This is a genomic window from Paenibacillus hubeiensis (assembly GCF_032334105.1).
GTDB classification, from domain to species: domain Bacteria; phylum Bacillota; class Bacilli; order Paenibacillales; family Paenibacillaceae; genus Paenibacillus; species Paenibacillus hubeiensis.
Map to the genome: position 1 here is coordinate 1,200,194 of NZ_JAVYAE020000001.1, position 26,180 is coordinate 1,226,373.

Consider the following 26,180-nt stretch of genomic DNA (forward strand, 5'->3'; position numbering starts at 1 on the left):
TTCCGACAATCAAGGGCCGTATGCCTCGCAGCGTAGATGCATTGTTATATGATTGGACAGGCCTCCTGAACTACTTACTATCCCTATTTCTATTTTTGATACTTTCTTGCCATCTTTCTATTAACTTGTCGTAGCTCAAGTACCAACTTTTTTTTAATTTCAAAATTAAAATCATCAAATATTATAATGTAATTATTTCGGTACTGTTTATTTAATTGTTTCACATCAAAGACTATGCAGTTCTCCTCCGATTCAATAATCTCTTCATTCAGACAACTTAGATATTCTTCTTTTGTCGGCATTCTTATAAATTCTGTAGGAATAAATCTACTACAATTTATATATGAAACTCCTTTAAAACAAACTATCAATTCGTCATAATATATACTTTGAGAGCCTGTTAATACTAAATTTCAGATTTCATTACTGTCCTTTCTCATAATGTTCTTTTATTTACGAAACGCCCCAGCTTTAGATAGCTCTTATCTTAAGCTGGGGCGTTTGTTGTCTGAGTCTCTTCCATGATTATACATCTGGCAACCAAGGGGCGGTAGCCTCGAACCGTGAATACTATGTTATAGGATGTACCCGACTTCTTGAACATCTATCAAAATGTCTTATAATAAATGTTTTTTAAATATTTTTGATTTCCATAACGAATCTCTTTTGGATAGTCTACGCTGCATATGTCCAATTTCAGTAAATCATCATTACTCTCTTTTATTTTGCTTTTGATTTCCGCCCTTGAGTGAATACTCCAGATTTTATCTCTTATCTGCCTTCCAAAATTAACTTCACAACGAACTCCTAATTTCACCATATTATACTGATCGGTAAAGTCTTGAAACAAATCTATTAATATAAAACTTTCCCCATCATTTTTATTTAAAAATACAAAGACATCTCCTTTTCCAGCCCTACATGTTCCTTTGCCATAAGATAAATATTGGTTATATAATTCCGCTAAATCATAATTTATATTAAACGTTTTCATCAATTCTTCTAGACTGGATGCTTCATCTACATCATCTATCAAATCAAAAAATGATAAATAAAAAGAATATTCAATATATTCCTTCATAGCTTACTCCTCTTCGATTTATTCAAAATGATTTTTCGGACATTTCCTATAACGTTGTTTGTTCACGAGCCCGAAAGGCTTAAGCTGCCCATCAATCAAGCACAGCGATTGATTCTTGCCGGGCGGCTCCACCACTTAGCCTTGCAGGGCTGTCCGGCTGAATCTACTTCTTGGCTTCCCAACTTCTGCCGGACCGAGGAGCGAATGCGACGATGCGTGAACATGTTGTTAGATAATGATTCCTCTTTTTCGAGATTACTTCCAAATTGCCCTTCACATGTTTATAATAAATCCTGTTTTCTTTCCTTTAACAAATCCTGTTCTTTCATAAAAATTATGTACTTCATCTCTCTGAGATCCCGTCATTAGCATCAGTTTATAACAATTCATTTCTTGGCCAATTTTTTTGGCCTTTTCTATAGCCATCTGACCAAAACCTTGTCTCCTAAAATCCTTATGTGTTATTACATTCTCGATTAATCCGTACGGTCTTGCATTCCTTGTAAGATTTTTAATGATTACAAGTACACAAGATGCAACAATTATACCATCATGTTCGACAACTATTATGTTCATGTTCTTATCATCTAAAATTTCATTCCAGTAATTATACAATTCTTGACCTCTAATCAGTTCTGGATCATCTGGTTGCAGGAACTTATAAAGTAATAAAAGATTTTCTAATTCATCAACATGGATTAATCTAACTTCAGTCACTGCAATGCACCTGCTTTCAAATTTGGTTTTAGGCAGTTTCACCTAACGTTTCCGTGTTCACGACGTCCCACCACCTTAAGGACCCGTAGGATCCGGCCGCGGTGCGGATGTGTCCCGGCAACAACTTCCTTGACTTTATCTTCCGGGAATCGAGATGGCTTGACTGTCGATACGTGAACACATTGTTATATGATGTATAGACCCTTTTTCGAAACTCCCGGAAATCAATTTACATTTTTTTCTCACATGATAAAGAACATGTTTTTCTAAAGGATTATTCTTTTCAACTTTTGGATGATGGAATGTATTAATATAACTCATGCAAACTTGATCATTACTCTTTTTGAGGGTTCATTAATATCAGCTGTAAAACAATATACTTCCTCAAACCCCAAGTTGTTAAAGCCATATTGCAAACATGCTGTAGCACCTTCAGTTGCATATCCGTAACCCCACGCATCTTTTTTGAGTCTCTAACCAATTTCGATACATGGAGTAAAACTGGCTTCAAATGTTGCTCTGTGAAATCCAATAAACCCAATGAAGTCATCATTTCCCTTTACTTCGACAGCATACAATCCAAAGCCAGTTTCCTTAAATTCCGATTCAATTAATTTATAAAAGTCTTTTGTTTCTTCAGTTGATAAGGTCTTAGGAAAATACTTCATTACTTCTTTATCTGCATTAAGAAGACTAAATGGATCTAGTCGGTTTCTCTCCAATCACGAAAACGTAACCTCAGCGTTTCAAAATAGATCATATCACTCATCTCCAATTTAAGTGATTGGTTGTTTTGCTTTAATAGTCTGTTAAATCAATAAAGAGGTATATGCTATACCGAGAGATAATGATTTGTATATGATTTTATCCATCTTGCGCTGATTTCACTATAACGTTTTTGTGTTCTTGACGTCGTTTCCCCTTAGATAGCTCTTATCTTAAGGAAATCGATGTGTCTGTCTGAATCTGCTTCAATGAAAAATTCCTCAGGCAGACCGGGCGACGACAGTCGAGAAGTTGGAACACTTTGTTATCGGATGTCTTCGTCTTCCTGAAATACTCTACAAAACATCTTTGTACTCATTCATTATCCTCGTAACAAATTCTGTCTTTCCTTCAGTATAGGCTTTGCGATTGTTTCTGAATTTACTTGACAGTTGGATCTTCAAATTTGTGTACTCAGATACCAATAAGGGATACTTTCTTAATATGTCTCGAAACATGATATGTCTTTTTAGTTCATTACTTTCTCTATTGCATACGTATAGATGATGTTCGTGCTTCACATAGCCTTCACTACTGTAAGGTACATAAACGTCCTTTCTTGCAAATGCCTCTCTGTTCTTAATTCCTAAATCACCTTCGTGTACATATCCCAGTTCGTCTAACCTCTTGATTACCCCTGGTAGGTACTCCATAGATTCAATTACTACATCAATATCAATGATTGGCTTGGCTGCAAGATGCGGTACCGCTGTACTTCCAACATGCTCAATTCGTAATGCTAGACCACTAAGTTTATTGGATAAAATTGATTCTATTATATTGAATGCTTTTGGCCATTCTTCATTATATTCTTCTATAATTACTGGTTTTTGATTCTTCATCGAATTCCCCTTGAGTTTATTTGATTTATATTTACGAATATTTCCGATAACATCTGATTGACGCACTTCGTCACTACCACTCATTCCATCTATGATCTGAATTACGTATATGATAACTCATGTTGTGACATTTGCGAAAAATAATTTGGTGAAAAAAGGAAATTTAGTTCAGCAATCAATTCCCCCTGTCCATACAATCTTCCAGACTCTGAATACCTGAATATTTTTCGTACTAAACATATGTATATCGCTGGATTGTTCGCTCGACTCGTATGACCAAGCAGCTCCTGAATGTAGCACAGGTCTGTCCCGTTTACCAGCAAATCAGTGGTAAAGGGATGCCCTTAGGCGCATGAACGCTAACCTTTTTCACAATTCCAGCGCGTTGTCTGCCTTTGCAAAAACCTTCTGCATGGTCAACTCGGTAAGATCGATCAGAAGATTGCACCGGAAACAGCCAACGATATGGTCTATATTTAGCGATATCTCCACCATTCTGAAAAACAAAAAAAGGAAGGCCCTTCTTCATCCCCAATAGGGAATCCAATGACCTTCCGATGTTGAATGAAACATTTTTGATGTTGTAAAAGACAGCACGGAACGCGGCTTGTGCAATGCTAGCCGCGTCGGGGTGAGGTGCTGCGCCCGATTCGGGCAGCACCTCACGAGGGATGCACCGCGTCAATGATCTCGCGGTGCTTTCCTCAGGCCGCTGCGCCCTACATGGCAGCGGCTTCTTCTCCCAGCGGCAGCATGTAATACTGCGCCTGCTGCCCTTCATGCTGCTGGTACACCACGACCAGCAGCGTCCGGCCTTTCGCGGCAAGCGGGCTGGCGCCAGCAAGCACCCGCTCAAGCCGGAACGGAAGCACGTCCAGTACGGCGTGCTTCTGCAGCTCTTTTTCGCCGAGTCCCAGATCGGCGAAAGAGCGTGCGCCCATGACCGTCTGTGCGGTCATGGCCGAGGTCATCGGCAGCGCACGCGAAGCGCTGCCGTCCCCTCCGTCCGCCGCTCCATCCCCGGCGGACACAAGCTCGCTGCCGTTCACACCCGCCGCATCCGCGGCAGTGTCTTCCCCGGCAGCAGCCGGACTGGCCGCAGCGGCAGGCGCACTCGTGCCGCTGCTTTCAAGCCATGCCGTGCCTGCGGCGCCGGCAATGCGCGGCAAACGAACGTCTTCCGGACGTTCAGCCAGCATTTTCATATAACCCGCCCACTGATCCTTCTCCAGCGCATCGTCCCACCAGATTTTGCGCGGTTTGTATTTGTGGCCAAGGAAATAGTCCAGCTTCATCAGGCCAAGCACGACATCCATATGGGGCGTGTTCCGCGACTCCAGGAAGCTGTACAATCGGGTGAACAAATCCTCCAACTGATGCCCGATCTTCTGCCAGCCCTGACCTTCCCAGTAGTCCCCGAACGCCTGGAAGAAATCAAACGGCGAATCGAATTCCTGCTCCATCAAATACTTCAACGTATGGTCCATCCGGTGTGCGTTCCAGTATTTCTCCAGCACGTCCTCCAGACGCTTCAAACGTACGATGTCGCTGAACGGCAGCACATGGCTGCCCAGAATTTCGTACGGCGCGTGATCCATATACGTGTAGTTGTACTTTTCCGCATCGAGACGCAGTCCGGTACCGCGCAGCATTTTCAGAAAGCCGAGCTGAAGCTCCTCCGGTCCCAGCGCAAACACGTCGTTAAACGTTTTGCGGAACGTATTGTAATCCTCTTCCGGCAGTCCTGCGATGAGATCCAAATGCTGGTCGATCTTGCCGCTGGCTTTGACCTTGTTGACCGTGCGGCTCAGCTTCGCAAAGTTCTGGCGGCGTTTCACCAGTTCGTTCGTCGGGTCATTCGTCGACTGTACGCCGATTTCGAACCGGAAAATGCCCGGCGGCGCATGCTCTGCCAAATAATCCAGCACCTCGGGACGCATAATGTCCGCCGTGATTTCGAACTGGAACACCGTGCCCTGATGGTTCTCGATCAGGAATTTGAACATCTCCATCGCATAATCGCGCTTGATGTTGAACGTGCGGTCCACGAACTTGATCAGCTTCGCGCCCTTTTCGATCAAATACAGAATATCCGCCTTCGTCCGCTCGATATCGTAATACCGCACGCCGACCTCGATGCTCGACAAACAGAACTGGCAGCTGAACGGACAGCCCCGGCTCGTCTCAAAATAAACCACCCGTTTCCCCAAATGCGGAATATCCTCGTCAAACCGGTGCGGCGACGGCAGATCGTTCAGGTCTGCTTTCGGGCGACCTGGCATCACGATGACTTCTTCCCCTTTGCGATACGCCACGCCATAAACGAAATGATACTTCTGCGTCGTCGAAATTTCGGTCAGCAGCTGATGGAACGTCTCTTCGCCTTCGCCCATGACGATGAAATCGACGTTCTGGATGCGGTTCATCCAATATTCCGTGTCATACGATACCTCAGGACCGCCGAGCACGATTTTCACTTCAGGCATAACCTTTTTCAAAATATCGATAACCTTGATCGTCTCCTCGATATTCCAGATGTAACACGAAAACCCGATCACATCCGCACCGCGCTGGTACAGATCGGACACGATGTTCATAACCGGGTCCTTGATCGTATACTCGGCCAGTTCGATATCAAAATCCTTCTCGCTATACGCCTTCAGACAGCGAATCGCCAGCGAGGTATGGATATACTTTGCATTTAACGTCGAAAGAATAACCTTCATGCTTCACAACCTTTGCCTGGATCACCAGACCCTATTTTTCATTGCCAAAAGGAAAAGATTATCCGCCATCTTGCCTCAGATTCGCTCATTTCCAAGCCTTGCTTTACCATTCTTCAATCATCATTTTTCAAATCATTCATCAATCATCATTCATTCCACATATCACGGACATTTCGCCATTTCGTCCACCAAACAGTGGACACTATTTTCAAAAAGACATCCACTCGCCCGGCCCTTCAAACCGCTATATCTGGGCAAACAACCACTTTACCCATCTACATGTTGTGCTCCTTGGAAACAGCTCGCTCCACTCCCGAATGTCCACCTTCTGAAAAGACAATCCAACTCAGTTTGTCCACTCCCAAAAGACATTCCGTGCACCCGGCGGCTAGGTCACCCCATACTCAGTTTGCTCCACGTTCCGACGTCCTTTTCCCATCGAAATCATACTGATCCAACTCCGAACTAATTCGAGCTAATCAAACCTAATCCGAAAACACCCGAACTCATCCGATCCGATCTAAACTTATAACTATAGAAACCGCATTAATCAATCACACAAGGTCACTGCGAGTGCAGTACCATCTTCCGATCGCTGTTATCCCAGATTTTTTGTTTCCCCCTTTCTAAGGGGACAATCCGGTGATAAGCCTATGCTTCCGATGCAGCTTTCTTTCAGAAAGCTTTTAAGCGAACGCTTCGCTTCTCCAGATTGATTCTGCCTCTCCGTTAACGTGTGTATGTTTTTTGCGGTTTATATACAGGTAATCTTATCCGTTGCAGCTCTAACCACAGCAACCGATAAACCAAATCGTCATGTTCGACCGTACCCTCATTTATATCCAAATGTCCCAACTGATTTCCCCTAGTTCATCCGTCGATCCGACCTCTCATTCATATTCGTAAAAGAGATCGTCATCCAATCCCGCATCTTCGCCCTTCTGCTTTTGGAAAAATTCAAGAAACGGCTGTCCGTACTTGCGGTACTTCACCTCGCCGACCCCTTTGACGGTCAGCATGTCGCGTTCCGTCGCAGGGCAGACCACGCTCATCTCGCGCAGCGTGGCATCGTTGAAAATAATGTACGAAGGTACATGCTCCTTCGCCGCCAGATCGCGCCGGATCAGGCGCAGCTGCTCAAAGATCGTTTCGTTGACCGCCGAAGGCATCGCATCGCGGCCGCGACGGCCGCCGTAGTTCGTGCCCGAGGCGGTGGCCGCCGTTTTGCGCACGACCCGCTGCATCACTTCGCGCTGGCCTTTCAGCACCTCTACCGCCAAGGGCTGCAGCCGCACGACCGGATACTGTCCCTCGGACAGCATCAGATAACCTTCCGATACCATAACGTTGATGATCTCGGCAATCTCCCGTTCCGTACGGTTGCCCATCACGCCGTAGGTCGGGAGGGAGTCGAAGCCGTAATCCAGCACTTTTTTCGCTCGTGATCCCTTAAGCACGGACGCCACCAGCGATACACCGTACCGCTCGCGCATGCGGTGAATGCAGCTGAAGATTTTTTGCGCGTCGATCGTCATGTCCACCAGTTCGCGGTCATCCGTGCAGGAGCTGCACATGCCGCACGGCTTGTCCTCATGCACTTCGCCGAAATAATCGAGCTGCGCGCTGCGCAGGCATCGCGTCGTATAACAATAATCGACCATCTGCTGCAGCTTGCGGTAATCGTTCGCCTTGCGGTCGCCCTCCATCGGGTTCTGCTCGATCAGGAATTTCTGCGTAATGATGTCCTGCGCCCCGAACAGCAAAATGCACTGGCTCGGCTCGCCGTCCCGGCCTGCGCGTCCCGCTTCCTGCACGTATGCTTCCATGTTTTTCGGCATATTGTAATGCAGCACGTAACGCACGTTGGACTTGTCGATCCCCATGCCGAAGGCATTTGTCGCGACCATCACCCGGATGTCGTCGTACAAAAACTGCTCCTGACTCTCGGCCCGTTCCTCGTCCGTCATGCCTGCATGGTAACGCCCTGCAGCAAGTCCCGCATGCAGCAGGCGTTGATGCAGATCGTCGACGTCCTTGCGGGTCGCGGCATACACGATGCCCGGCTCGTTCGCATGCTCGCGGGCATAGTTCAGGACGAAGTCCTTTTTGTTCTCGCCACGCAGCACGCTGAACGCCAGATTGTCGCGCCCGAGTCCGGTCACGAACGTCTGCGGCTCATGCAATTGCAGCAGCCGCAGAATGTCCTGCATGACCTCGGGCGTCGCCGTTGCGGTAAACGCGGCCACCACCGGCCGCTCCGGCAAACTATCCACGAACGGCGCTACCGCCAGGTAGCTCGTCCGGAAATCATGGCCCCACTGCGATACGCAGTGCGCCTCATCCACGGCCACGCAGGAGATGGGCAGCTGCGCCATCTCGTCGCGGAACCAATCCAGCTCCAGCCGCTCCGGCGCGACGTAGAGCAGCTTAAGCTCCCCGCGCTGCGCCGCGCGGATACGGTCGTTCACCTCGCGACCGCTCAGCGTGCTGTTGATGTATGCCGCGGCAATGCCCGCCGTCGTCAGCGCATCGACCTGGTCCTTCATCAACGAGATCAGCGGGGAGACCACCAGGGTCAGTCCCGGGTACAAGAGGGCAGGGATCTGATAACAGATCGACTTTCCGCCCCCGGTCGGCATGATGCCCAGCGTGTCCGCCTGTTCAAGCAGGCTCGCCACAATCTTTTTTTGACCCTCGCGGAAATCGGGGTATCCATAATATTTTTGCAGAAGACCCTGCGCTTCTTCCAAGGTCGCCATGTGCACGCTCATCTAAAGACTCCTAACTGTGTCACCGGCGTTCATTGCCGGCTTCGTTCATCCGATTCTGACATCCGATCACGGCATAAATGCCGTATCCTTGACAACAAAATGGCGTTCTCATGACTTGTCCGTCAAGCAAACGCCGCTTCTTCTAGTTTAACGTTCCACGCCCGAATGAGCAACCGTGTTTTGCAGTTCCGGGCAAGTGAGACAAATCCGGCGCAGGACATCCGCCAGATTACCATTCACTCTATTCTATCCTCTTCGTTCTGTCACAAAGTCGAAGCAAGTACCTATGGCCCCCTTCGCCAAATATGGTATTATATGTAATATATTTCTTTTTACGGAGGCCTCTGCTGCATGGATCATAACGTTAACGACCAGACCGGCAAAACTTCGCGTCAGCCCTGGATCCACCGTAATCCGCTTTTTTCCGCGTTCACTTTTTTGTTGATCGGACTCGTTGTCGCAACGATGCTGTACATTAACCTGCGTCCCTACTTTTCCACCTTTGACCGCTCCCGCCAGGGAGACCTCGTCTACTCCATGCCTTCGCCAAGCGGTGAACTTGTCGCCGAAATGTACGGCGTGCCATACGGCGGCGCCCCGGGCGGCGTAACCCAGTGGGTCGATGTAAAAAGGCGGGGCTCTGATGACCTTTGGACCACCAAGACGATCTACCGTGCGGAATATCAAGGAAATAACCATTTGCAATGGGAAAACGAGCATACGCTCCGGATCGAAAATTGGAGCGAGTTCCGCGATGACAGCGTGACGCTGAACATCGAGGAAGACATTTACGACGGCTGGGGCTTTGCCTGCAAAAGCCTGGGCATGAAGGATGAATACGTCCGCTGCTACGGACCGGACGAATAAACCATAAACCAAAGGGACGGCGCACATGCTTGCCGTCCCTTTTCCATTCTTGATCCATTTTTTAGGAGATGATACAGGTTGATCCGACACTTGGTTGTACTGTATAAACCACACTAGTCAATCACACTAGGGCACTGCTCCAGCCGCCGTAATATCAAGGCTTTCCGTTCTGGCTTTGGCTCAGTATGGCTTCCAGTTTGGCTCTGTTGCTCAGCAAACCGGGGTCATCGGGTACATACTCCAACGCCTTGCCGTTATGCAGCAAAGCCTGCCCGATGTGTCCCGTATGGGCGTAACAAAACGATAAGCCCGCATGAGGCAGCCAGGTCCGGCAAGCAACGGGCACCGGGCGCAGCCCCGGATCGCGACTGCCGACGTCCAGCGCCTGCATATACCAATAGATGGCGGCTATCCACTCCTGCCTGTCTTGGAAACAAGCGGCGATGGCGCAGCAGAAATCGGGATGCGGCAGGTCGTACTGAAACGACTGCAGCAGACTGCCCAGCTTCATGCCGGGATCGCCCAGCCGCCCGTAGCAATCCGCCAGCCGGGCGCAGGCGATGAGCCGGTCTTCGGCATGCCCTTCCGGCCGCCTTAGCAGCTCGGCGTACGCCCGCGCCGCAGCCGCGTAACGCTGGCGGTCATAACATTCGCCTGCATAATAATACAGCAGGCGTCCATGCCCTATCCCTTTTTCGGCGACCCATTTGCGCAGAATGCGCACGTTTCGCGCCGAATGATGGTCCGCTTCGCGGCGATGCGTGACGGCAATGTCTGCCGTCACCGTGCCACGCGGCGGGAAAGTCAACTGCTCGTGCAGCCGCCCATGCCAGCGGCAGCCTGCGTCGCGCCTGACCAGGCGCAGGCGGCGGTCCGATACGAGCGGACCGCCATCCGGGCCCTCGGCCAGCGTGTAGTTCAAGATCACGCCTGCCGTCTCCCCCCCTGACGGCAGGCGTTCCTTCAAAGCGAGCAGCTTTGCCCGTTCCGCGGGCAGCAGCACATCGTCCGCATCCAGCCACAGGATATACTCCTGCGTGGCTCGGGCGAACGAAGCATTGCGTGCCGCGGCAAAATCGTCCTCCCAGGCAAACGCATAGATCCGGTCGGTATACCGCGCGGCCACTTCCGTCGTGCGATCGGATGATCCGGTATCCACGATGACGATCTCGTCGGCGATGCCATTCACCGAATCGAGACAACGCGCCAGCGTTCGTTCCTCGTTCTTCACAATCATGCACAGGCTGATGGTGATCACGTTTCTAGCTCCTTCCTTATCCTTACGCGTATTGCCGTGAGGTGTCTTCTGTACTTTTTTTCTAAATCTATTCCCCGAAATCCATCCTGCTTCGTTCAGACTGCATGGCTCCACCTTTTTGCTTCCGGTTGACGCTCACGGTCTTTGTACTCTCTCACCGCTTTGAAACTTCCTGCCCATCCGACATTTCAACCGTGCCGGTCACGTTCCGTCCTGCCCCTGCTTCAGCTTCCTGAGCTGCTCCACCGCGCTGTCCAGCGCCTTTTTGCGCTGATTCATCTGCTGCTGGTGCCTCTGCTCGATCGCGGCGAATTCGGCATGATCCATGCTCATCCATGCCGCCAGTTGGCTGGCGGTCGGCTGGACGTGCATTTCGGTTTCCCGACGTCTGCGCGCCGCGCAACATAGATATTTATGATGGATCTCGATCTTGTATACATCGAAATACGGCATTAAACAAGTCGCCAGATTGCCCGCATAGAACGTTTGCTTGTGGTCATGGAAGGGATGGTATCCGTACGGCACGGTTACCACCAATGTCCCGTCGATGCGAAGCAGCCGGTGCAATTGCAGAAGCAGCACCTCGGGATGGGAGAAGTGCTCCAGCACCTCCCCGAGCAGCACGGTATCGAACACCGTCCTGACCCGCCACTGCGTAATGTCCGCCAGCAGGAAATCGACCTTGCTCCGCACGGGCCGGGATTCCTTGGCGAGTTCCTCGCGCGCATACCGGATGCTCTCGTCCTCCAAATCTATGCCGGTCACCCGAAATCCCTCCCGCCCGAGCAGGATGGAGGCAATGCCCTGGCTGCAGCCCACGTCCAAAATGCGCTGTCCCGTCGCTTGGCGGCACATCCAGTGGATACGGGCACGCGTCGCTTCATGCGAAGCCTCCGCATTGACGGTTCCGTAGTAGCGCTCGCTCACCCGATCATGATTCGCCATCGCGCCCACCCGCGGACATCCCCGGCTGCCCAAGCACGACGATTCGCCCGCCTGCGACGCCTGCAGTGGCATTGCGCGTGTCGTAGACCAGACGGGCATGCGCCGCCAGTTCTTCGTAGTCGAAGCCGCTGTGATCGGTCGTAACGATCACCAGGTCGGCCCATGCCCACGTTTGCGGCGAAGCTGGGCGAGCTTGAGCCATCGTGCCGTCATGCTTGAGGAACGTGGACACAAGCGGATCGGCGAACGCCACCTCTGCCCCGGCCTCCTCCAGCAGCCGGAATACGTCCAAGGCCGGCGATTCGCGCAGGTCATCGATGTCCTTTTTGTAGGCTATGCCCGCCAGCACGATCCGTGCGCCAGCGATGGGCACGCCGTCCTTGGCCAGCAGCTCCGCCGCGCGTTCGGCAATGCGCTTCGGCACGTGCCGATGGGTCTCGTCTGCGAGCGTAATGAAACGCAAGGCTGCCCCTTTCCGCTCCGCCGCCCAGGATAAATAAATCGGATCAATCGGGATGCAGTGGCCGCCGATGCCTGGACCCGGATAGAAGGGCATGTACCCAAACGGCTTTGTCGCCGCCGCATCCAGCACCTCCCATATATCCACGCCCATCTGCTCACATGCAGGCGTCAGCTCGTTCACCAGCGCGATGTTGACGCTGCGAAACGTATTTTCGAACAGTTTCGCCGTCTCGGCCACGGTCGTCGAGCTGACCGGCACGATTTCGTTCAGGAACGAACCGTAGAACCGCTCTCCATACGACAGGCAGGCGGGCGTCGAACCGCCGATGATTTTGGGCGTGTTTTTCACCCCGTAATGCACACTGCCCGGGTCCACCCGCTCGGGGGAATAGCAGACATGGAACTGAAGGCCTGCTTTCCACCCCTTGGCCGCTTCGATCGGCAGCTTGACGCATTCCTCCGTCGTGCCCGGATACGTCGTGCTCTCCAAAATAACGAGACTGCCTTCCTGCAGGTAAGGCAGCATGCCGTCAACGGCTGCCGTAATGAACGAAATATCCGGCTCATGCTCCGTCGTGAGCGGCGTCGGCACGCAAATGACGATGACGTCAGCCTGCGACACCACCCGGTAATCGGTTCCCGCCTCGAAGCGCCCCGATTCGTTCATCGCCTCCACCAACGCGGCGTCGATGCCGATGACGTACGAATCGCCGGCGCGCAGCCGGGATACCTTGCGGGCGTCGATGTCGATGCCATGCACGCGATAGCCCGCCTGAGCCATCTCCATCGCCATCGGCAAGCCCACGTAGCCGAGGCCGATCACCGCCGCTTGAAGCGACCGCTCCCTAATGCCGCGCATGATCCGGTCCGCATCGATCGAGGCAATCGTGCCGGTGGCAACACTCTGTCCGCTCCCTGTATCAGACGCTGCCGAGATCTTCGATCCGACCGGATTTCCCCCATCGATCTCGCTCGCCTTCGGGATCATGAAGCGTTGATGAGTCTCCCCGACCCAAGGTCGACCACCGGCACGGGAAACATGACCTGCTGCCGTTTCCTTTTGTTTCTGCGTTTCTTCCATCCCATCCGTTTCCATGGGTCCTCCTCCCTTCCGTTAGTCGATGAAGCCGCCGTCGCGCAAAAACCGTAAAATCCCTTTGCGTTCCATCATTTCGCTGTCTGAACGATATTCGGCAAAAGCGACCGGGGCGAGTCCGGCGTATTGGTCCCTCAGCCGTTTATCCGGATCCTGCGGCAAAATAACGTAGTACTGCTCGTCATATTTGTACGTGCGCGGCGCTTCGAACGGCGAGACCAGCACCTCATGCAGCTTCTCTCCGGGCCGGATGCCGGTCACCTTGTAATCGCTGGCCGGGCGCCCCGCCTGTTCCAGCATGACGATGGCCAGATCGGTCATTTTGCACGCCTTCATTTTCATCACGAACGTCTCTCCGCCGACTGCCGCTTCGGCCGCTTTGAGCAGCAAACGAATGGCTTCCGTGCGGGTCAGGAAGAACCGGGTCATGCCTTCGTCCGTGATCGTGAGCATTTGGCCATCATCGAGCTGGCGACGAAACAACGGCACAACGCTGCCGCTCGTGCCAAGCACGTTCCCCCCGCGAATGCAAACGAAACGCGTATGCTCGCTCAAACCGTTCGCACGAATCATCATTTTTTCGCCAAGCGCTTTGGTCATGCCATACACGTTGATCGGGTCAACCGCCTTGTCCGTCGATACGTCGATCACCTTCGGAATCCGGTGATAGATGGCTGCCCGGATGATGTTTTGCGTTCCGATCACATTCGTTTTGAATGCTTCATCCGGCTGGTCTTCGCAGACAGGCACATGCTTGAGCGCGGCCAGATGGAAGAGCACCTGTATCCCCTGGCTGGCTTCTTCCACGGCGGTGTAATCCCGGATATCCCCGATGACGAAGCGCAGGCGCGGATCATGGCCAAACTCCCGCTGCATCGCGATCTGCGCGTATTCGTTGCGCGACAGGATGCGAATCTCGGCCGGGTCCTGCTCCAGCAGCACCTCAGTCAGCTTCTGTCCCCAGGACCCCGTGCCGCCCGTTATCAGAATCTTTTTTCCCTTAATCATGCTGCATCCTCCAATCAGATCATGAATTCCCGAAGTACGCTTGCCATTCCCCCCAGCTCAGGCGGTCTTTGAATTCGTACTTCCATGTCACTGCTGCTAACCCTTGCGTGGATCAAAAATACTATTTTTATGAAACTAATCTCTATAACGTATGAGAAGCAGTCCAAACCGGAACGGACACTCGTACCGATTTCATAGAAATAGACTGATATGTACCCTGTTCATTCGTCGTATCCGGCAAACGCGCAACAACCTTACCACAGCAACGACATAGAATAGAGCAGTTGAAATTTCAAAGGAGGGATGGGTTCACATGAAGTCACGCTATCTTGAATTGGACGCCGTGCTCCTTGAGCTGGAAACGGCGCTGCGGAAACGATCGCCCTTCTCCCTTGTGCGAGTTGGCGATGGGGAAAATATCGTCATGGCCCAGGAAACGGTCTGGACCATGGAAGAGGTTCTGCAGGAGCGTTGGTCGATCAAGGCCAATAAGGGACAAAAAGGGCTTACCCTGCCCAATCTAGTATTGCGGGACTTGGTTGCCGCTTCCCTGCAGCGCGCCACGATCGTCGGCATTCTCCCGCCGGACGATCAAACGATCAAAGCGCCGGATTATCTAAAAAGGACCTTGACCGACAAGTTGTTCGCCTATTACGGCATCGAGCCGGCATTGACCTGCCATGCCTGCGTCAATCGGGACTTGGCCCGGACGCCGCGCTTCTGGCAATTGCTTGCAGGCAAACGCGTGCTGCTCGTCACGCGGCAGATCCAGGAGCTTCAGGACGCACTTGTCCAAGATCCTTATAACCTGAACATTGCGGCAGCGTTGCCATTTGACGGTTGGGATGATTTGCCGGAGACGCTGCAATGGATCGCGGCGCATCCGAATGAATTCGATGTGGCGCTCTTCTCCTGCGGCGTCAATGCTGTTGTCCTTGCCGAGCAAGCCGCAGCCCTTTCCGGGAAGGTCGCCATCGATTTCGGCAAGGCGAACAATATCATTTTGAAAGGTTCACCCAACTGAATCTGCTTTTTTCATTAAACGCCAAAAAACCATTGATGACTATGAGGTCACCAATGGTTTTTTGACATACATGGAATGGCCTGTCGATCATATCATTCTCCATCTGCAGCATGTATTTTGGAGAAAGTCGTTACTAGAGCAAAACAAAGAACCGTCATGCGAAAGTTCATCTTCGCAAGGCAACTTGTTCTACACCGTCGATGCAATGCCATAAAATACTTCCGGTCCGGAACGAACAGTCGTAGACACTCCTGAAATATAGGAAGAATATACGGTTAGCAAGGCCGGCGGTGCCAACAGATCCTGTGCTGTAAAGGAATGGAACTCGTGCCCGCCACTTTGCGATACGGTTCCTACCGCATGGTAAATGATATTCGCCGGATCGAATACACTTCCCCGGACAACCACGACCTCAAATGTATCCCCTACTTCGCCTGTCACCCCAACCGTGCCGTTCAGGGTAATGACCGTACCGACTGTTTGCATCGTATCCAATCCAATGAGGCCGAACAATGCTGGAGTTGGACTCAAAGCTACGTTAGGCGCACCTGTGCCTGACGAGTTCATCGAACTCTTCATATCAAGAAAGGTTCCCAAAAAGTCACACCTCCAATCCTGTTTGATAGGTTATACTATGAAACTTCCTCTGCCCCCGCTTGGATGAATTAAGGAAGGCAACCTCCCATTTTTCATTCATGCCCTTTAATGGTATATTGGACAGCATGGAAGAAACGAACGGATCCGTATCGCACACCCGATACAGCTGTCCTAAAGGAGAATGAATAATAATGAATAACAAACGCAACGGCACCAAGCCCAATCCCGCGGCAAAGCGCGGAAATGATGCAAAGAAACCGAATAAGCACAAACCTCGCCAACGGCCGGCGCATATCCCCGCTCGCAAACCGGAGCCTCCCCGCCAGTATCAGGTGAATGAAGCGGACGAGCTGCTTTCGTTTTTGCTCCAGCATGTCAATTCCGGACGGAACGCCGTCAAATCCATGCTGAGCCGCGGCCAAATTTCGGTCGGGAATGAGATCGTGACCCAATATAACCACGCCCTCGTTCCTGGACAAGTCGTGTCGGTAAGCAAAGAAGGCGTGACCGAAGCTGAGCCCATGGCAGGGCTGACGATCTTGCATGAGGATGACGACATCATCGTCATCTCCAAAGAATCCGGACTGTTGTCCATTGCCGCAGACCGAAGCGATGAAACTACCGCCTATCGCCAGCTGACCGAGCATGTCCGCCGTACCGATTCGCGCAACCGGATCTTTGTTGTACATCGTCTGGACCGCGATACATCGGGTGTCATGATGTTTGCCAAAAGCGAAGAAGTGCAGCAGAAGCTGCAAAACAACTGGAAAGACCAGGTGCAAGAACGGATCTACGTGGCTCTGGTTGAAGGCAAGGTAGCCAAAGAAGCCGGCACGATCTCGTCCTGGCTGAAGGAAAGCAAAACGCTGAAGATGTATTCCAGTCCGCGTCCGGGTGATGGACAGCATGCCATCACGCACTACAAACGGCTGCAGTCAAACCGCGAGTTCTCCCTGCTTGAAGTTCGTCTGGAAACGGGACGCAAAAACCAGATTCGCGTGCATATGGAAGAGCTTGGCCATCCCGTTGCAGGCGACAAAAAATACGGTGCGCGAACGAGAACGCTGGGGCGTCTCGGCCTTCATGCACGGGTGCTTTCGTTCATCCATCCGACCACGGGTGAGCTCATGAAATTTGAGACAGACATACCCAAACCATTTTTGTACCCGTTCCGCAAAGACGCCCCGCCGGCGAAGTAACTGGACCATTCGGAAACCGAGCTGTCTGATAGGAGGAACCGATGCTGAAGAACTTGTTGATTACCGGATACCGGGCGCATGAGCTGCAAATTTTCGGACAGAAGCACGAAGGCATTCCGTTTATCAAAAAAACCATTGCCTCCCGCCTAGTCCCGTTGGTCGAGGATGGATTGGAATGGGTATTAACGCCCGGCCAGTATGGCGTCGACCTGTGGGCATGCGAAGTCGTTATGGAGCTCAAAAAAGAATATCCTCATTTGAAGCTGTCGATCATTACCGCTTTTCTGAACCCGGAGGAACAATGGAAGGAAGACAAGCAGGAGTATTACCGCTCCATTCTGACGGGCGTGGATTATTACGGAGCGGTCAGCCGCCAGCCGTATGTCGGACCGTGGCAGTTCACGGCGCGCGATGACCTGCTGCTGCGCAAGAGCGACGGGCTGCTGCTTGTATATGATGAGGATGCCGGAGAAGGAAGCCCGCGCTTCATTAAGGAAAAGGCGCTGAAGAGGCAGCAAAACGGGGAATACCGTCTCATCACGATTACGTCTGAGGACATTCAGTCGATCGCCGACGATGAGCGCATGAATGACGCAAATACGTACGAAGACTACGCTTTTTAGACGCAAACATGGTATAATTTAGACGCAATGGAAAGGCTGATATGGGCGGTCGGCTAATCTCCCGGAAGGGAGGTGATGCCTGGTGACAGTATTTGAAGCACTTATGCTGATGCTTACCTTCGGTTTGCTAATCGCAGCGCTGCTGTCCGACAAACACAAATAGACCGCCCCGGTCGAAGGTTGCGGTCTATAAGTCTGCATCTCGCCTGTAAAGCCCACCGCCCTTAATAGCGGCTATTGCGCAGAGAGTCGTGTGTCCAGCACGGCTCTTTTTGCAGTATAAGCTCTTTCTTCCCCCATTATAACATCTGGATCAGGCTTTTCAATCCGTGGTTCTGCTCTTTTTTATCGCGCAATGCCGTCGTGGATCCCCGCCTTTCAACCGATTATTCGCAGGGACCCCATGTTTATTTGGCATGGATTAGGGTATACGTAGTAATAATACTGCGATCATTGCGTCGTATGCATAAAGGGGATTGGCCGCCATGAGCTTAACGCCAGAGCAGCGCATTCAGCTGCATGGATTCAACAACCTGACCAAGTCGCTGAGCTTCAATATGTACGATATCTGTTACACCCAAACGCGAAAAGAGCGAGAGGCTTACATTGAATATATTGACGAGCAGTACAATGCGGAGCGGCTAAGCAGCATTCTGCACCACGTTGCCGACATCATCGGAGCGCATGTGCTCAACGTCGCCAAACAGGATTATGTGCCGCAAGGCGCCAGCGTCACGATGCTGGTCTCCGAAGGCCCGATCGTTGAGGTACCGGAGGAATCATTCGAAGAATCGCCGGGCCCTTTGCCGGACAATGTCGTCATGCAGCTCGACAAAAGCCATATTACCGTGCACACGTATCCGGAATTTCATCCGGGCGAGGGCATCAGCACGTTCCGTGCGGATATCGACGTCTCCACCTGCGGCGAAATTTCGCCGCTCAAAGCGCTCAACTACCTGATTCACTCGTTCGATACGGACATTATGATCATGGACTACCGGGTGCGCGGATTCACGCGCGATACGAGCGGACGCAAGCTGTTCATCGACCATGACATCGGTTCCATCCAAAATTACATTCCGGACGAGATCAAACGGAACTTCGACATGATCGACGTCAACGTGTATCAGGAAAACATTTTCCATACCAAGTGCAAGCTGAAGGCATTCGACTTGGACAACTACCTGTTCGGGTATACGAAAAATAAGCTGAGCGAGTCCGAGCAGCAGACCATCACAGAGTGGCTGAAGCTGGAGATGGACGAAATCTATTATGGAAAAAACATACAGCGCCCTTGAATCCACAAGAAAGAATGAGCATTGATGAAGGTGTGGTCCTGAACGAAGGATGGCTCCGGCATAAGCTTGTTCTTCTTTTTCGTTTATGGGGGAATTGGCTTGGTTGACACTCTTCGCTAAAGCGGACCACCGCAGCACCGGGAACGGCTGCTGTCGTATGTACTGCGGCACAGCCTCTTTCTTCTTATACGGCATTTCGTAGTATAATGAAGGCACTTAGCAATACATTTTCTGGACAAAAGAGGTGCCTTATGGGTTATAACGACAGGGATTTGTTTCAGGGCACCAAAGTCAGGCTAACGGCTCCATGCCCCGAGGACTGCCTGCGAATCGCCCGATTTACCGATAATTACGACTACCTTCGCAACGTGGATACCGATGCTGCCGTCCCCCTGACACCGGACGAAGCGGGAACGTCATCCGTGCGCCGGGACGGCGGTTTCGAATTTGCGCTGCGCACGCTGAAGGACAACCGATTCGTCGGCTTCACAGCCTTGTACCGGATCGAATGGAACAACCGTTCCGCTCGTCTGGCGGTCGGCATTGGCGATCCGCAAGATCGCGGCAAAGGCTTCGGCAGCGACGCCCTCGCCCTTATTCTCCGCTATGCCTTTCACGAGCTGAACCTGAACCGGGTTGCACTTGAAGTCATTTCCTACAATGATGCAGCCATTCATGCATACCGAAAGGCAGGATTCCGCGTGGAGGGCCGTCAACGTTCCGCCGTATTGCGCGGCGGAGCACATTACGACCTGATTTCCATGGCTCTGCTGGCCGAGGAATGGGCTGAACGGACAGGACTTCCGCTTTCCATGCGCCCGGCTTTGCCACATGAAATCGACCTTGGCAACGCAGAGGTTACCTGCGTGCCTTCTGAGCCGGAACCTGTGCAGCCCCGCATCGGCGTAGGTGCCGTCATTGTCAACGAACGCAATGAAGTACTGCTCGTTTGGCGCAACCGACAACCCGAGCAGCACACCTGGAGCATTCCCGGCGGCAAAATCGATCCTTACGAATCCGCCGAAGACTCGGTTATCCGCGAAATCAAGGAAGAGGTCGGCCTGGATATTGAGGTGGAGCAACTGCTCTGCACCGCCGAGACGATTCGGCCCGAGAAGCAGGAGCATTGGATCTCCCTCCTCTACGCGACCCGGATTGTCGGCGGCTCTGCCCGCAACATGGAGGAAGGCGGCGCGATCGGGGAGGTCGCGTGGTTTCCGCTGAACGACCTGCCTTCCCCGCTGGCCTGCTTCGCCATTCCCGCACTGGATGCCGTTAAGCGAACCAAGGATGGCTTGGGATGAACGGCGGGAACTCGGAACCTGCAAGGCTGCTCCCCTTCATCCTGCATGAATCAAGAGCAAGCTTTGCATGGAAGGGCAGCGGTGCCCTCTCGCTCAAAACGTTCCGTGGAGGAACCACCCTGTATGAAGCCGGGCGAGGATACTTTTCCGTCGACGATCATCGTTTCCTCGTGCTGAACGCCGGACAAGAGTATGCTTTACATATCGATTCCCCCACGGAAGTGGAGTCTTTCTGCATCTTTTTCCCCGACGGATTCGTTGAAAGGATCGGCCAAAACCTCATGCAGAGCGAGGGACAGCGGCTGGACGACCCGTTCGGTTCACGGTCCACGAAAAGCTTCGAATGGGTTGAACGCACGCACTCCATGCAAAGCAGCCTTGGGGAAACCCTGCGCCAACTGCGGCATCTTCATCGCCTTAAAGTGCTGGATGCCTGGGGATGGGAAGAACGGATGCATGACTTGGCTCTGCGCTTACTCCGCTTGCACCAGGATGTACGCAAGGAAATGGACAACCTCTCGGCCGCCAAGCTCTCTACGAGGGAAGAACTGTATCGCAGGGCTTATCTGGGACACGAATACTTGACCGCCTATTACGACCAGTCCCCGTCACTCGCCGACACGGCAGCCGTCGCCCAATTGTCGGTCAACCATTTTTTGCGCAGTTACAAAGCCGTCTTCGGCATCTCGCCCCACCGTTACTTGACAGAATGCAGGCTTCAGGCCGCCATGCGGTTATTGCAAACGACGGACCGTTCGGTGACGGACATCTGCTTCGCCGTCGGATTCGAAAGCCTGGGCACGTTCAGCTCGTTGTTTGCCAGACGATTCGGCGAGCCGCCCTCGCAAGCGCGATTAAACAGGTGAGAATGAAGAAGCGGACGTTTACCCGCATCGTTATAATCAGGGAAGGACGGACGATGCACAATGGATTGCATGCTGCTTCAAAAGCTTGGAGCAGCATCAAACGCCGTGCTTCGTTACACCTTATCTTTTTTTGCGAATGGAGGCCTTTGCTTATGACTCAAGACGCACAATCCTTGGAAAAATGGTTCGCAGCTGCCCAGCATGGCGATACAGCCACGTTAGCTGCCCTGTTAACCGCACATCCGGAGCTGGCCAATGCCGAAAACGGGGATGGACTGACGCTGCTCGGGTACGCTGCCCATTTTGGCCAAAGCGAAGCCGTCGCGCTCCTGTTGGACCACGGAGCCGATGTCAACGCCGTCTCCCACTCCAAAGTTTCGTATATCCCTTCCAACACGGCGCTGCACGCGGCGCTTGCCGGCGAACGCTCCACCGCCGTAATCCGGCTGCTGCTGGGGCGCGGTGCGGCGACAAACATCGCTGACAGCGACGGACAATTCGCCCTGCATTCGGCTGCCTACCATACGGATCAGGCCGAGATCATCGAGCTGCTGCTCCAGCATGGCGCCGACCCGTCAGCCATGAATGCGGACGGCCGGAATGCACTGGAGATCGCGCTGGAGCGCGGCCATGAAACCGCCGCTGCCTGTTTGAGAGAAGCGCTCGGAGCACGATGATTTTGCAGCAGGGATCATGCTCCTTGCGCGCCTGCCTCTCTTGATCGTGAAAATGAAAAGCTGCCGATCCATTCCGAAACCCGCCGACCGGCAGCCCTGCGACGACAAACCGCCCGCCTCTTTAGCGAGAGACTGGCGGTTTTTGGCTTGGGCTCACATCCTCATCGTCCATGGCCGCCAGGCAAGAGCAATATTTTTTTCATAACCAAGAACCGTTTGCCCCCTCTCGCCGTCTAATACGCAACACATCCACGAAAGGAGGAGAGCCTGTGCCCCCTTCCGAATTGACCGTCGCCGCACAGAGAGGGGATGCCGAGGCTTTTTCGGCCTTAATGGACTTGCATCGGAACCGGCTGTACCGGATCGCTTATGCCTATCTCCATAATGAAGGGGACGCACTCGAGGCGATCCAGGAATGTACCTACAGAGCCTTTCGCAAGTTAAAAAAATTAAAGGAACCTGCCTTCTTCAGCACATGGCTGGTCCGGATTCTGCTGAACTACTGCGCGGACGAGCGTAAACGCAAGCATCGTTTCAGCCCGTTTGCCGCCCTCGCGGCTGAACCAAGCAGCTGGGATACGCCGCAGGACCCCGACCTCGCCGCAGCCATCGAAGCGCTGGAACCGGGCTGTAAGGATATCATTATTTTAAGCTATTTTGAGGGTTTTCCCCTGAGGGAGGTTGCGGATATTCTGGACATTCCGGTCGGTACGGTGAAATCGCGCCTGCATCGGGCGCTGGGCCAACTGCGCAATCATTTGGAGACGAAAGGAGATGCCTCGTTATGACCGATGAAAATAAAACGTTCGATGCGTTGGAACGGCGGCTGCATGCTCGCAAAGCGGAGTATGACGCGATCCCTGTACCCGATGAGGCGGCGCGCCTTGCCGTGCAGTCCGGCATCCGCCAGGCTGCACGACACCGCAAGTCCAGGCTTCGCTGGGGCCTGAGCGGGCTTTCGGCAGCATGTATTATACTGCTGTTTACGGGCTGTATTCGCGTGTCGCCCGCATTCGCCTCGTTTGTGGAGCAGCTGCCGGGCATGGAAGGGATCGTGAACCTGATTCGCCAAGACAAAGGTTTGCAGTTGGCCGTGGATCAGTCATTGTTACAGACGGTGAATATCACCGACGAGCATGACGGGGTCTCCGTGACCGTAAACGGCGTGATCACCGATGACTCACGCATGGTTATTTTTTACACGATGCAGGGCCAGATTGAGCCAGAGAGAGGGATGTACAATATCAATTTGTTGGATGAACATGGAGAGGAATTGCCCGTAGCATACAGCTACTCATCTCCCAAACAAACAAAGGAAAACGAAGATATTTACGAGGACTACATTGATGTAATTTTTACCGAAGAAATGATCAAACCCAAAAAACTAACGATACAATTCCAACCCAAGCAAAAACCTTCTTCACAGCTCTGGAGCGTGACCTTTCCCATCGACTACAGTTTGACCGAAGGCATGCAAAAGGTTATTCCACTTCATCAAACCATTACAGTAGATGGGCAGCATATTGAATTTGGTAAAGCTACGTTATATCCAACCCGTCTCGTGCTTGATGTAACCTATGATCCAAAAAACACTAAAGAGATTTTCGGTCTTCGCAACTTACAGCTTGTTGATGATCAAGGGCGCGCTTGGAGAACAAATACCTCCTCATTAAGCGGCACTCAGCAATCCATCTTTTTTGAGAGCATGTACTTTGCGATTCCGAAGACATTGACGCTTCAGGGTTCGGGGTTATCCGCGCTGGACAAAACGGATTTGGATGTCACGATTGATCTGAAAACAGGACGCCTCGAAGGCGGGCCGAAAGGTTTGACGTTTGCGGATAGCGAAGTCAAAGGCAGAGATCGCGTTCTTGAATTCCATCTTTCCCATTTCCAGAACGGCGTCTCTCCCCTGACGTTTAGCACAGCTGCCGACGAACAAGGGAAACACTACGTCATACCCAACACGAGCTGGGAAGCCCCCGATCAAGGGGAAGCCGCGGCATGGTATACCATTGAAAACGGTGCTTCCATCAAGGGCAAGCTAACCCTGCGCATCGGATCATATCCGATGAAAACAGTTCCCCGTTTTCGCTGGATATTCCACTGGAATAACAAAACTTACACAATGTACGCCCAATCACCTTTATATAGGCGAATGCATATGCTGAAGCAGGAACCCATTACGAGGAAGAGGTGTGCATTATGTCCGAAACGCCATCCACGCCGACAGCAGTCATTGTGTATCAGGCCCATACGCCATTGCTTCAATCGGTTCAACAGACGCGAAATGCGCTTCATCAGACCGTTCGCCAGTATACCGGTCGGAAGGTTCAAGTCCAGAACATTGACGGGCAAGTCTGGGAAGGCGTCATTGTCAGCGCCGACCGCGGCATCCTTTACCTTCAGGTTACGCCCATGCATGGATATCCGGAGCCGCGCGCGTTGTTCGGTCCAACCATCCTGCCTCTGGTGCTGTATGAGCTGCTGGTCATTACGTTGCTGATGTAATTGATGTGACGCCGTTTCTCCCCGACACGCCAGTCCGATCGCTCCGTCTCCGAAATGCAGCATTTCGGAGACGGGGCTTTTGGGGATGTAACAGCTGCTCAATCCTTCGGACAATCCCCAAGGATCAAACAAGGGGATGCAAAGCAGGCGCACGCATTCTTGGTTCACGCTTGAAATATGGTACAATAAGGTCGGCAACAGCCTCCTTATCCTATCCAGAAACGGAGCTTGATCCCGTTGAAATATATGCAATCAAAGCCTGAAACGTCTCTTTCAAATCCAAGGGAATCTACTCCCCCTGCTAATCATGCTGCAGAGCAGTCGCGCGTTATCGCCATATGCCTGCTTGCGGGCAAAATCATGCTGCAAAGCGGAGGCGAAACCTACCGGGTGGAAGATACGATGAAACGTATGGCGGCGGCACTGGGACTGCCCCATTCCCATAGTTATGTCGTGCCGACAGGCATTTTTTTCTCGGCGGACGCCACCGAACCGGCCAAGCTGATTCGCATTTCGGAACGGACGACCAACCTGTACAAAGTGTCTGAAGTGAATGCCGTCTCCCGCCGCATCGGCCAAGGGGAATTGACAGTGGAGGAAGCCTATGAGCTGCTGCAGCGGATCGAAGGACAACCTTCTTCTTATTCCACGGCCGTACAGTTAGCTGCTGCAGCGTTTTCCAGCGGTTGTTTTACAATTATGTTCGGCGGCACATGGGGCGATTTCCTGCCTGCCCTCTTGTGCGGCGGCGTCGGTTATGCCGCAGTCATCGCCTTTCATCGGCTCGTATTGGTCAAATTTTTCGCCGAGCTTAGCGCCTCGTTTGTCGTTGGCTTGCTCGCCTTTCTGCTGGTGTACATCGGCGCCGGACATGAGCGGGACAAAATCATTATCGGTTCGGTCATGCCGCTGGTACCGGGTCTACTCATTACAAATGCCGTGCGCGATCTGATGGCCGGACATCTCGTATCGGGATTGTCCAAAGGGGCCGAGGCGTTCCTGACCGCCTTTGCCATCGGCACGGGCATCGCAGTCGTATTTTCATTTTGGGCGTAACACGGAGGAATGCACGTATGCTTCAAGTTTTGGAACAAGCGCTGACCAGTTTTATCGCGTCCGCTGCGTTCGGCATCATTTTCAATGCGCCACGGCGCATGCTTCTCCACGGCGGCTTCGTCGGCATGATCGGCTGGCTAATCTATGTTGCGCTGGAATATGCCGCAGATGCCGTACCCGCAACGCTTGCGGCCACCATCGCGGTCGGCGTCATCAGCCAATGGTTTGCCCGGATGTTCCGGTCTCCCGTCATTATTTTCAGCGTCGCAGGCATCATCCCGCTCGTCCCAGGGGGGCTTGCCTACAACGCCATGCGCAATTTCGTGCAAAACGACTACAACACGGCCATGGAGATGGCCGCCAAAGCGTTGATGTTGTCAGGAGCGATTGCGGTAGGACTCGTATTATCCGAGGTGCTGAATCAAACCATCCGGCGGTTGTCCTCCAGGTCTGCGCACGCCAAACGATAATGTTTTTTTCGAAGCTT

The 26,180-nt window shown here is 52.3% G+C and carries 23 protein-coding genes and 2 pseudogenes; 14 read left to right on the forward strand and 11 right to left on the reverse strand.

Going from position 1 to position 26,180, the window contains the following annotated elements; genetic code table 11:
* Nucleotides 1-607 precede the first annotated feature (607 nt).
* From RSX24_RS05805 to recQ, 6 genes and pseudogenes are all read right to left on the reverse strand, one after another.
* A complete protein-coding gene (locus tag RSX24_RS05805; RefSeq protein WP_236414961.1) occupies nucleotides 608-1,081 on the reverse strand; it encodes a hypothetical protein in 474 nt (157 codons plus the stop codon).
* A 273-nt stretch (nucleotides 1,082-1,354) separates the two neighbouring features.
* Entirely contained in the window at nucleotides 1,355-1,840 is a 486-nt protein-coding gene (locus RSX24_RS05810; RefSeq protein ID WP_343259946.1) for a GNAT family N-acetyltransferase, read from the reverse strand.
* Nucleotides 1,841-2,047: 207 nt separating this feature from the next.
* Nucleotides 2,048-2,558: pseudogene (locus RSX24_RS05815) on the reverse strand (GNAT family N-acetyltransferase); the annotation flags it as partial.
* Nucleotides 2,559-2,859: 301 nt separating this feature from the next.
* Nucleotides 2,860-3,405 (reverse strand): GrpB family protein, encoded by a 546-nt coding sequence (locus RSX24_RS05820; protein ID WP_343259947.1) that lies wholly within the window; start codon nucleotides 3,403-3,405, stop codon nucleotides 2,860-2,862.
* A 719-nt stretch (nucleotides 3,406-4,124) separates the two neighbouring features.
* The gene (locus RSX24_RS05825; protein ID WP_236414964.1) at nucleotides 4,125-6,131 is read right to left on the reverse strand and encodes a B12-binding domain-containing radical SAM protein; all 2,007 of its coding nucleotides are present in this window, start codon (nucleotides 6,129-6,131) and stop codon (nucleotides 4,125-4,127) included.
* Between the two features lie 890 nt (nucleotides 6,132-7,021).
* Nucleotides 7,022-8,902 carry a DNA helicase RecQ gene (recQ, locus tag RSX24_RS05830; RefSeq protein WP_236414965.1) on the reverse strand — a complete coding sequence of 627 codons (1,881 nt, stop codon included), beginning with the start codon at nucleotides 8,900-8,902 and terminating at the stop codon, nucleotides 7,022-7,024.
* Between the two features lie 351 nt (nucleotides 8,903-9,253).
* On the opposite strand from recQ, the gene RSX24_RS05835 reads away from it, so the two are divergent.
* Nucleotides 9,254-9,769 carry a DUF5412 family protein gene (locus RSX24_RS05835; RefSeq protein WP_343259948.1) on the forward strand — a complete coding sequence of 172 codons (516 nt, stop codon included), beginning with the start codon at nucleotides 9,254-9,256 and terminating at the stop codon, nucleotides 9,767-9,769.
* Between the two features lie 154 nt (nucleotides 9,770-9,923).
* On the opposite strand, the gene RSX24_RS05840 is transcribed toward RSX24_RS05835, so the two are convergent.
* From RSX24_RS05840 to RSX24_RS05855, 4 genes are all read right to left on the reverse strand, one after another.
* Nucleotides 9,924-11,027, reverse strand: a complete 1,104-nt coding sequence (locus RSX24_RS05840; protein WP_343259949.1) for a glycosyltransferase family 2 protein — start codon at nucleotides 11,025-11,027, stop codon at nucleotides 9,924-9,926.
* Nucleotides 11,028-11,228: 201 nt separating this feature from the next.
* Entirely contained in the window at nucleotides 11,229-11,972 is a 744-nt protein-coding gene (locus tag RSX24_RS05845) for a class I SAM-dependent methyltransferase (protein ID WP_236414968.1), read from the reverse strand.
* Nucleotides 11,959-13,530, reverse strand: coding sequence for a nucleotide sugar dehydrogenase (locus RSX24_RS05850; RefSeq protein ID WP_343259950.1), 1,572 nt, complete (start codon nucleotides 13,528-13,530; stop codon nucleotides 11,959-11,961). Before RSX24_RS05850 ends, RSX24_RS05845 begins: the two co-directional genes overlap by 14 nt.
* Before the next feature lie 18 nt (nucleotides 13,531-13,548).
* Nucleotides 13,549-14,538 carry a polysaccharide biosynthesis protein gene (locus RSX24_RS05855; RefSeq protein ID WP_339276760.1) on the reverse strand — a complete coding sequence of 330 codons (990 nt, stop codon included), beginning with the start codon at nucleotides 14,536-14,538 and terminating at the stop codon, nucleotides 13,549-13,551.
* Nucleotides 14,539-14,851: 313 nt separating this feature from the next.
* Between RSX24_RS05855 and RSX24_RS05860 the strand changes: the two genes are divergently transcribed.
* Nucleotides 14,852-15,562: a GT-D fold domain-containing glycosyltransferase gene (locus tag RSX24_RS05860; RefSeq protein WP_343259951.1), complete on the forward strand. Its 711-nt coding sequence runs from the start codon at nucleotides 14,852-14,854 to the stop codon at nucleotides 15,560-15,562.
* A 189-nt stretch (nucleotides 15,563-15,751) separates the two neighbouring features.
* Here the strand turns inward: RSX24_RS05860 and RSX24_RS05865 are convergent, their stop codons facing one another.
* Nucleotides 15,752-16,141 carry a hypothetical protein gene (locus RSX24_RS05865; protein ID WP_343259952.1) on the reverse strand — a complete coding sequence of 130 codons (390 nt, stop codon included), beginning with the start codon at nucleotides 16,139-16,141 and terminating at the stop codon, nucleotides 15,752-15,754.
* A gap of 209 nt (nucleotides 16,142-16,350) precedes the next feature.
* Between RSX24_RS05865 and RSX24_RS05870 the strand changes: the two genes are divergently transcribed.
* The 12 genes and pseudogenes from RSX24_RS05870 to RSX24_RS05920 all read left to right on the forward strand — a co-directional run bounded on the left by RSX24_RS05870 (nucleotide 16,351) and on the right by RSX24_RS05920 (nucleotide 26,163).
* On the forward strand, nucleotides 16,351-17,358 hold the full coding sequence (locus RSX24_RS05870; protein WP_343259953.1) for an RluA family pseudouridine synthase: 1,008 nt from the start codon (nucleotides 16,351-16,353) through the stop codon (nucleotides 17,356-17,358).
* A gap of 41 nt (nucleotides 17,359-17,399) precedes the next feature.
* Complete coding sequence (locus RSX24_RS05875) at nucleotides 17,400-17,981, forward strand: SLOG family protein (protein ID WP_343259954.1); 582 nt, start codon at nucleotides 17,400-17,402, stop codon at nucleotides 17,979-17,981.
* Between the two features lie 82 nt (nucleotides 17,982-18,063).
* Complete coding sequence (locus RSX24_RS32300; protein ID WP_356722732.1) at nucleotides 18,064-18,144, forward strand: putative holin-like toxin; 81 nt, start codon at nucleotides 18,064-18,066, stop codon at nucleotides 18,142-18,144.
* Nucleotides 18,145-18,466: 322 nt separating this feature from the next.
* On the forward strand, nucleotides 18,467-19,279 hold the full coding sequence (gene speD, locus RSX24_RS05880) for an adenosylmethionine decarboxylase (protein WP_236414978.1): 813 nt from the start codon (nucleotides 18,467-18,469) through the stop codon (nucleotides 19,277-19,279).
* 251 nt (nucleotides 19,280-19,530) lie between these two features.
* Nucleotides 19,531-20,073, forward strand: a pseudogene (locus tag RSX24_RS05885) (GNAT family N-acetyltransferase); the annotation flags it as partial.
* Between the two features lie 72 nt (nucleotides 20,074-20,145).
* A complete protein-coding gene (locus RSX24_RS05890; protein ID WP_343260067.1) occupies nucleotides 20,146-20,583 on the forward strand; it encodes an NUDIX domain-containing protein in 438 nt (145 codons plus the stop codon).
* Nucleotides 20,580-21,449, forward strand: coding sequence for a helix-turn-helix transcriptional regulator (locus tag RSX24_RS05895; protein ID WP_343259955.1), 870 nt, complete (start codon nucleotides 20,580-20,582; stop codon nucleotides 21,447-21,449). The genes RSX24_RS05890 and RSX24_RS05895 overlap by 4 nt, the downstream gene beginning before the upstream one ends.
* 152 nt (nucleotides 21,450-21,601) lie before the next feature.
* Nucleotides 21,602-22,126 (forward strand): ankyrin repeat domain-containing protein, encoded by a 525-nt coding sequence (locus RSX24_RS05900; protein WP_343259956.1) that lies wholly within the window; start codon nucleotides 21,602-21,604, stop codon nucleotides 22,124-22,126.
* 269 nt (nucleotides 22,127-22,395) lie between these two features.
* Nucleotides 22,396-22,914 (forward strand): sigma-70 family RNA polymerase sigma factor, encoded by a 519-nt coding sequence (locus tag RSX24_RS05905; RefSeq protein WP_343259957.1) that lies wholly within the window; start codon nucleotides 22,396-22,398, stop codon nucleotides 22,912-22,914.
* Nucleotides 22,911-24,632: a DUF4179 domain-containing protein gene (locus RSX24_RS05910; RefSeq protein ID WP_343259958.1), complete on the forward strand. Its 1,722-nt coding sequence runs from the start codon at nucleotides 22,911-22,913 to the stop codon at nucleotides 24,630-24,632. Before RSX24_RS05905 ends, RSX24_RS05910 begins: the two co-directional genes overlap by 4 nt.
* 251 nt (nucleotides 24,633-24,883) lie before the next feature.
* Nucleotides 24,884-25,693 carry a threonine/serine exporter family protein gene (locus tag RSX24_RS05915; protein WP_438286773.1) on the forward strand — a complete coding sequence of 270 codons (810 nt, stop codon included), beginning with the start codon at nucleotides 24,884-24,886 and terminating at the stop codon, nucleotides 25,691-25,693.
* Nucleotides 25,694-25,710: 17 nt separating this feature from the next.
* Nucleotides 25,711-26,163, forward strand: coding sequence for a threonine/serine exporter family protein (locus RSX24_RS05920; RefSeq protein ID WP_343259960.1), 453 nt, complete (start codon nucleotides 25,711-25,713; stop codon nucleotides 26,161-26,163).
* Nucleotides 26,164-26,180: the final 17 nt, after the last annotated feature.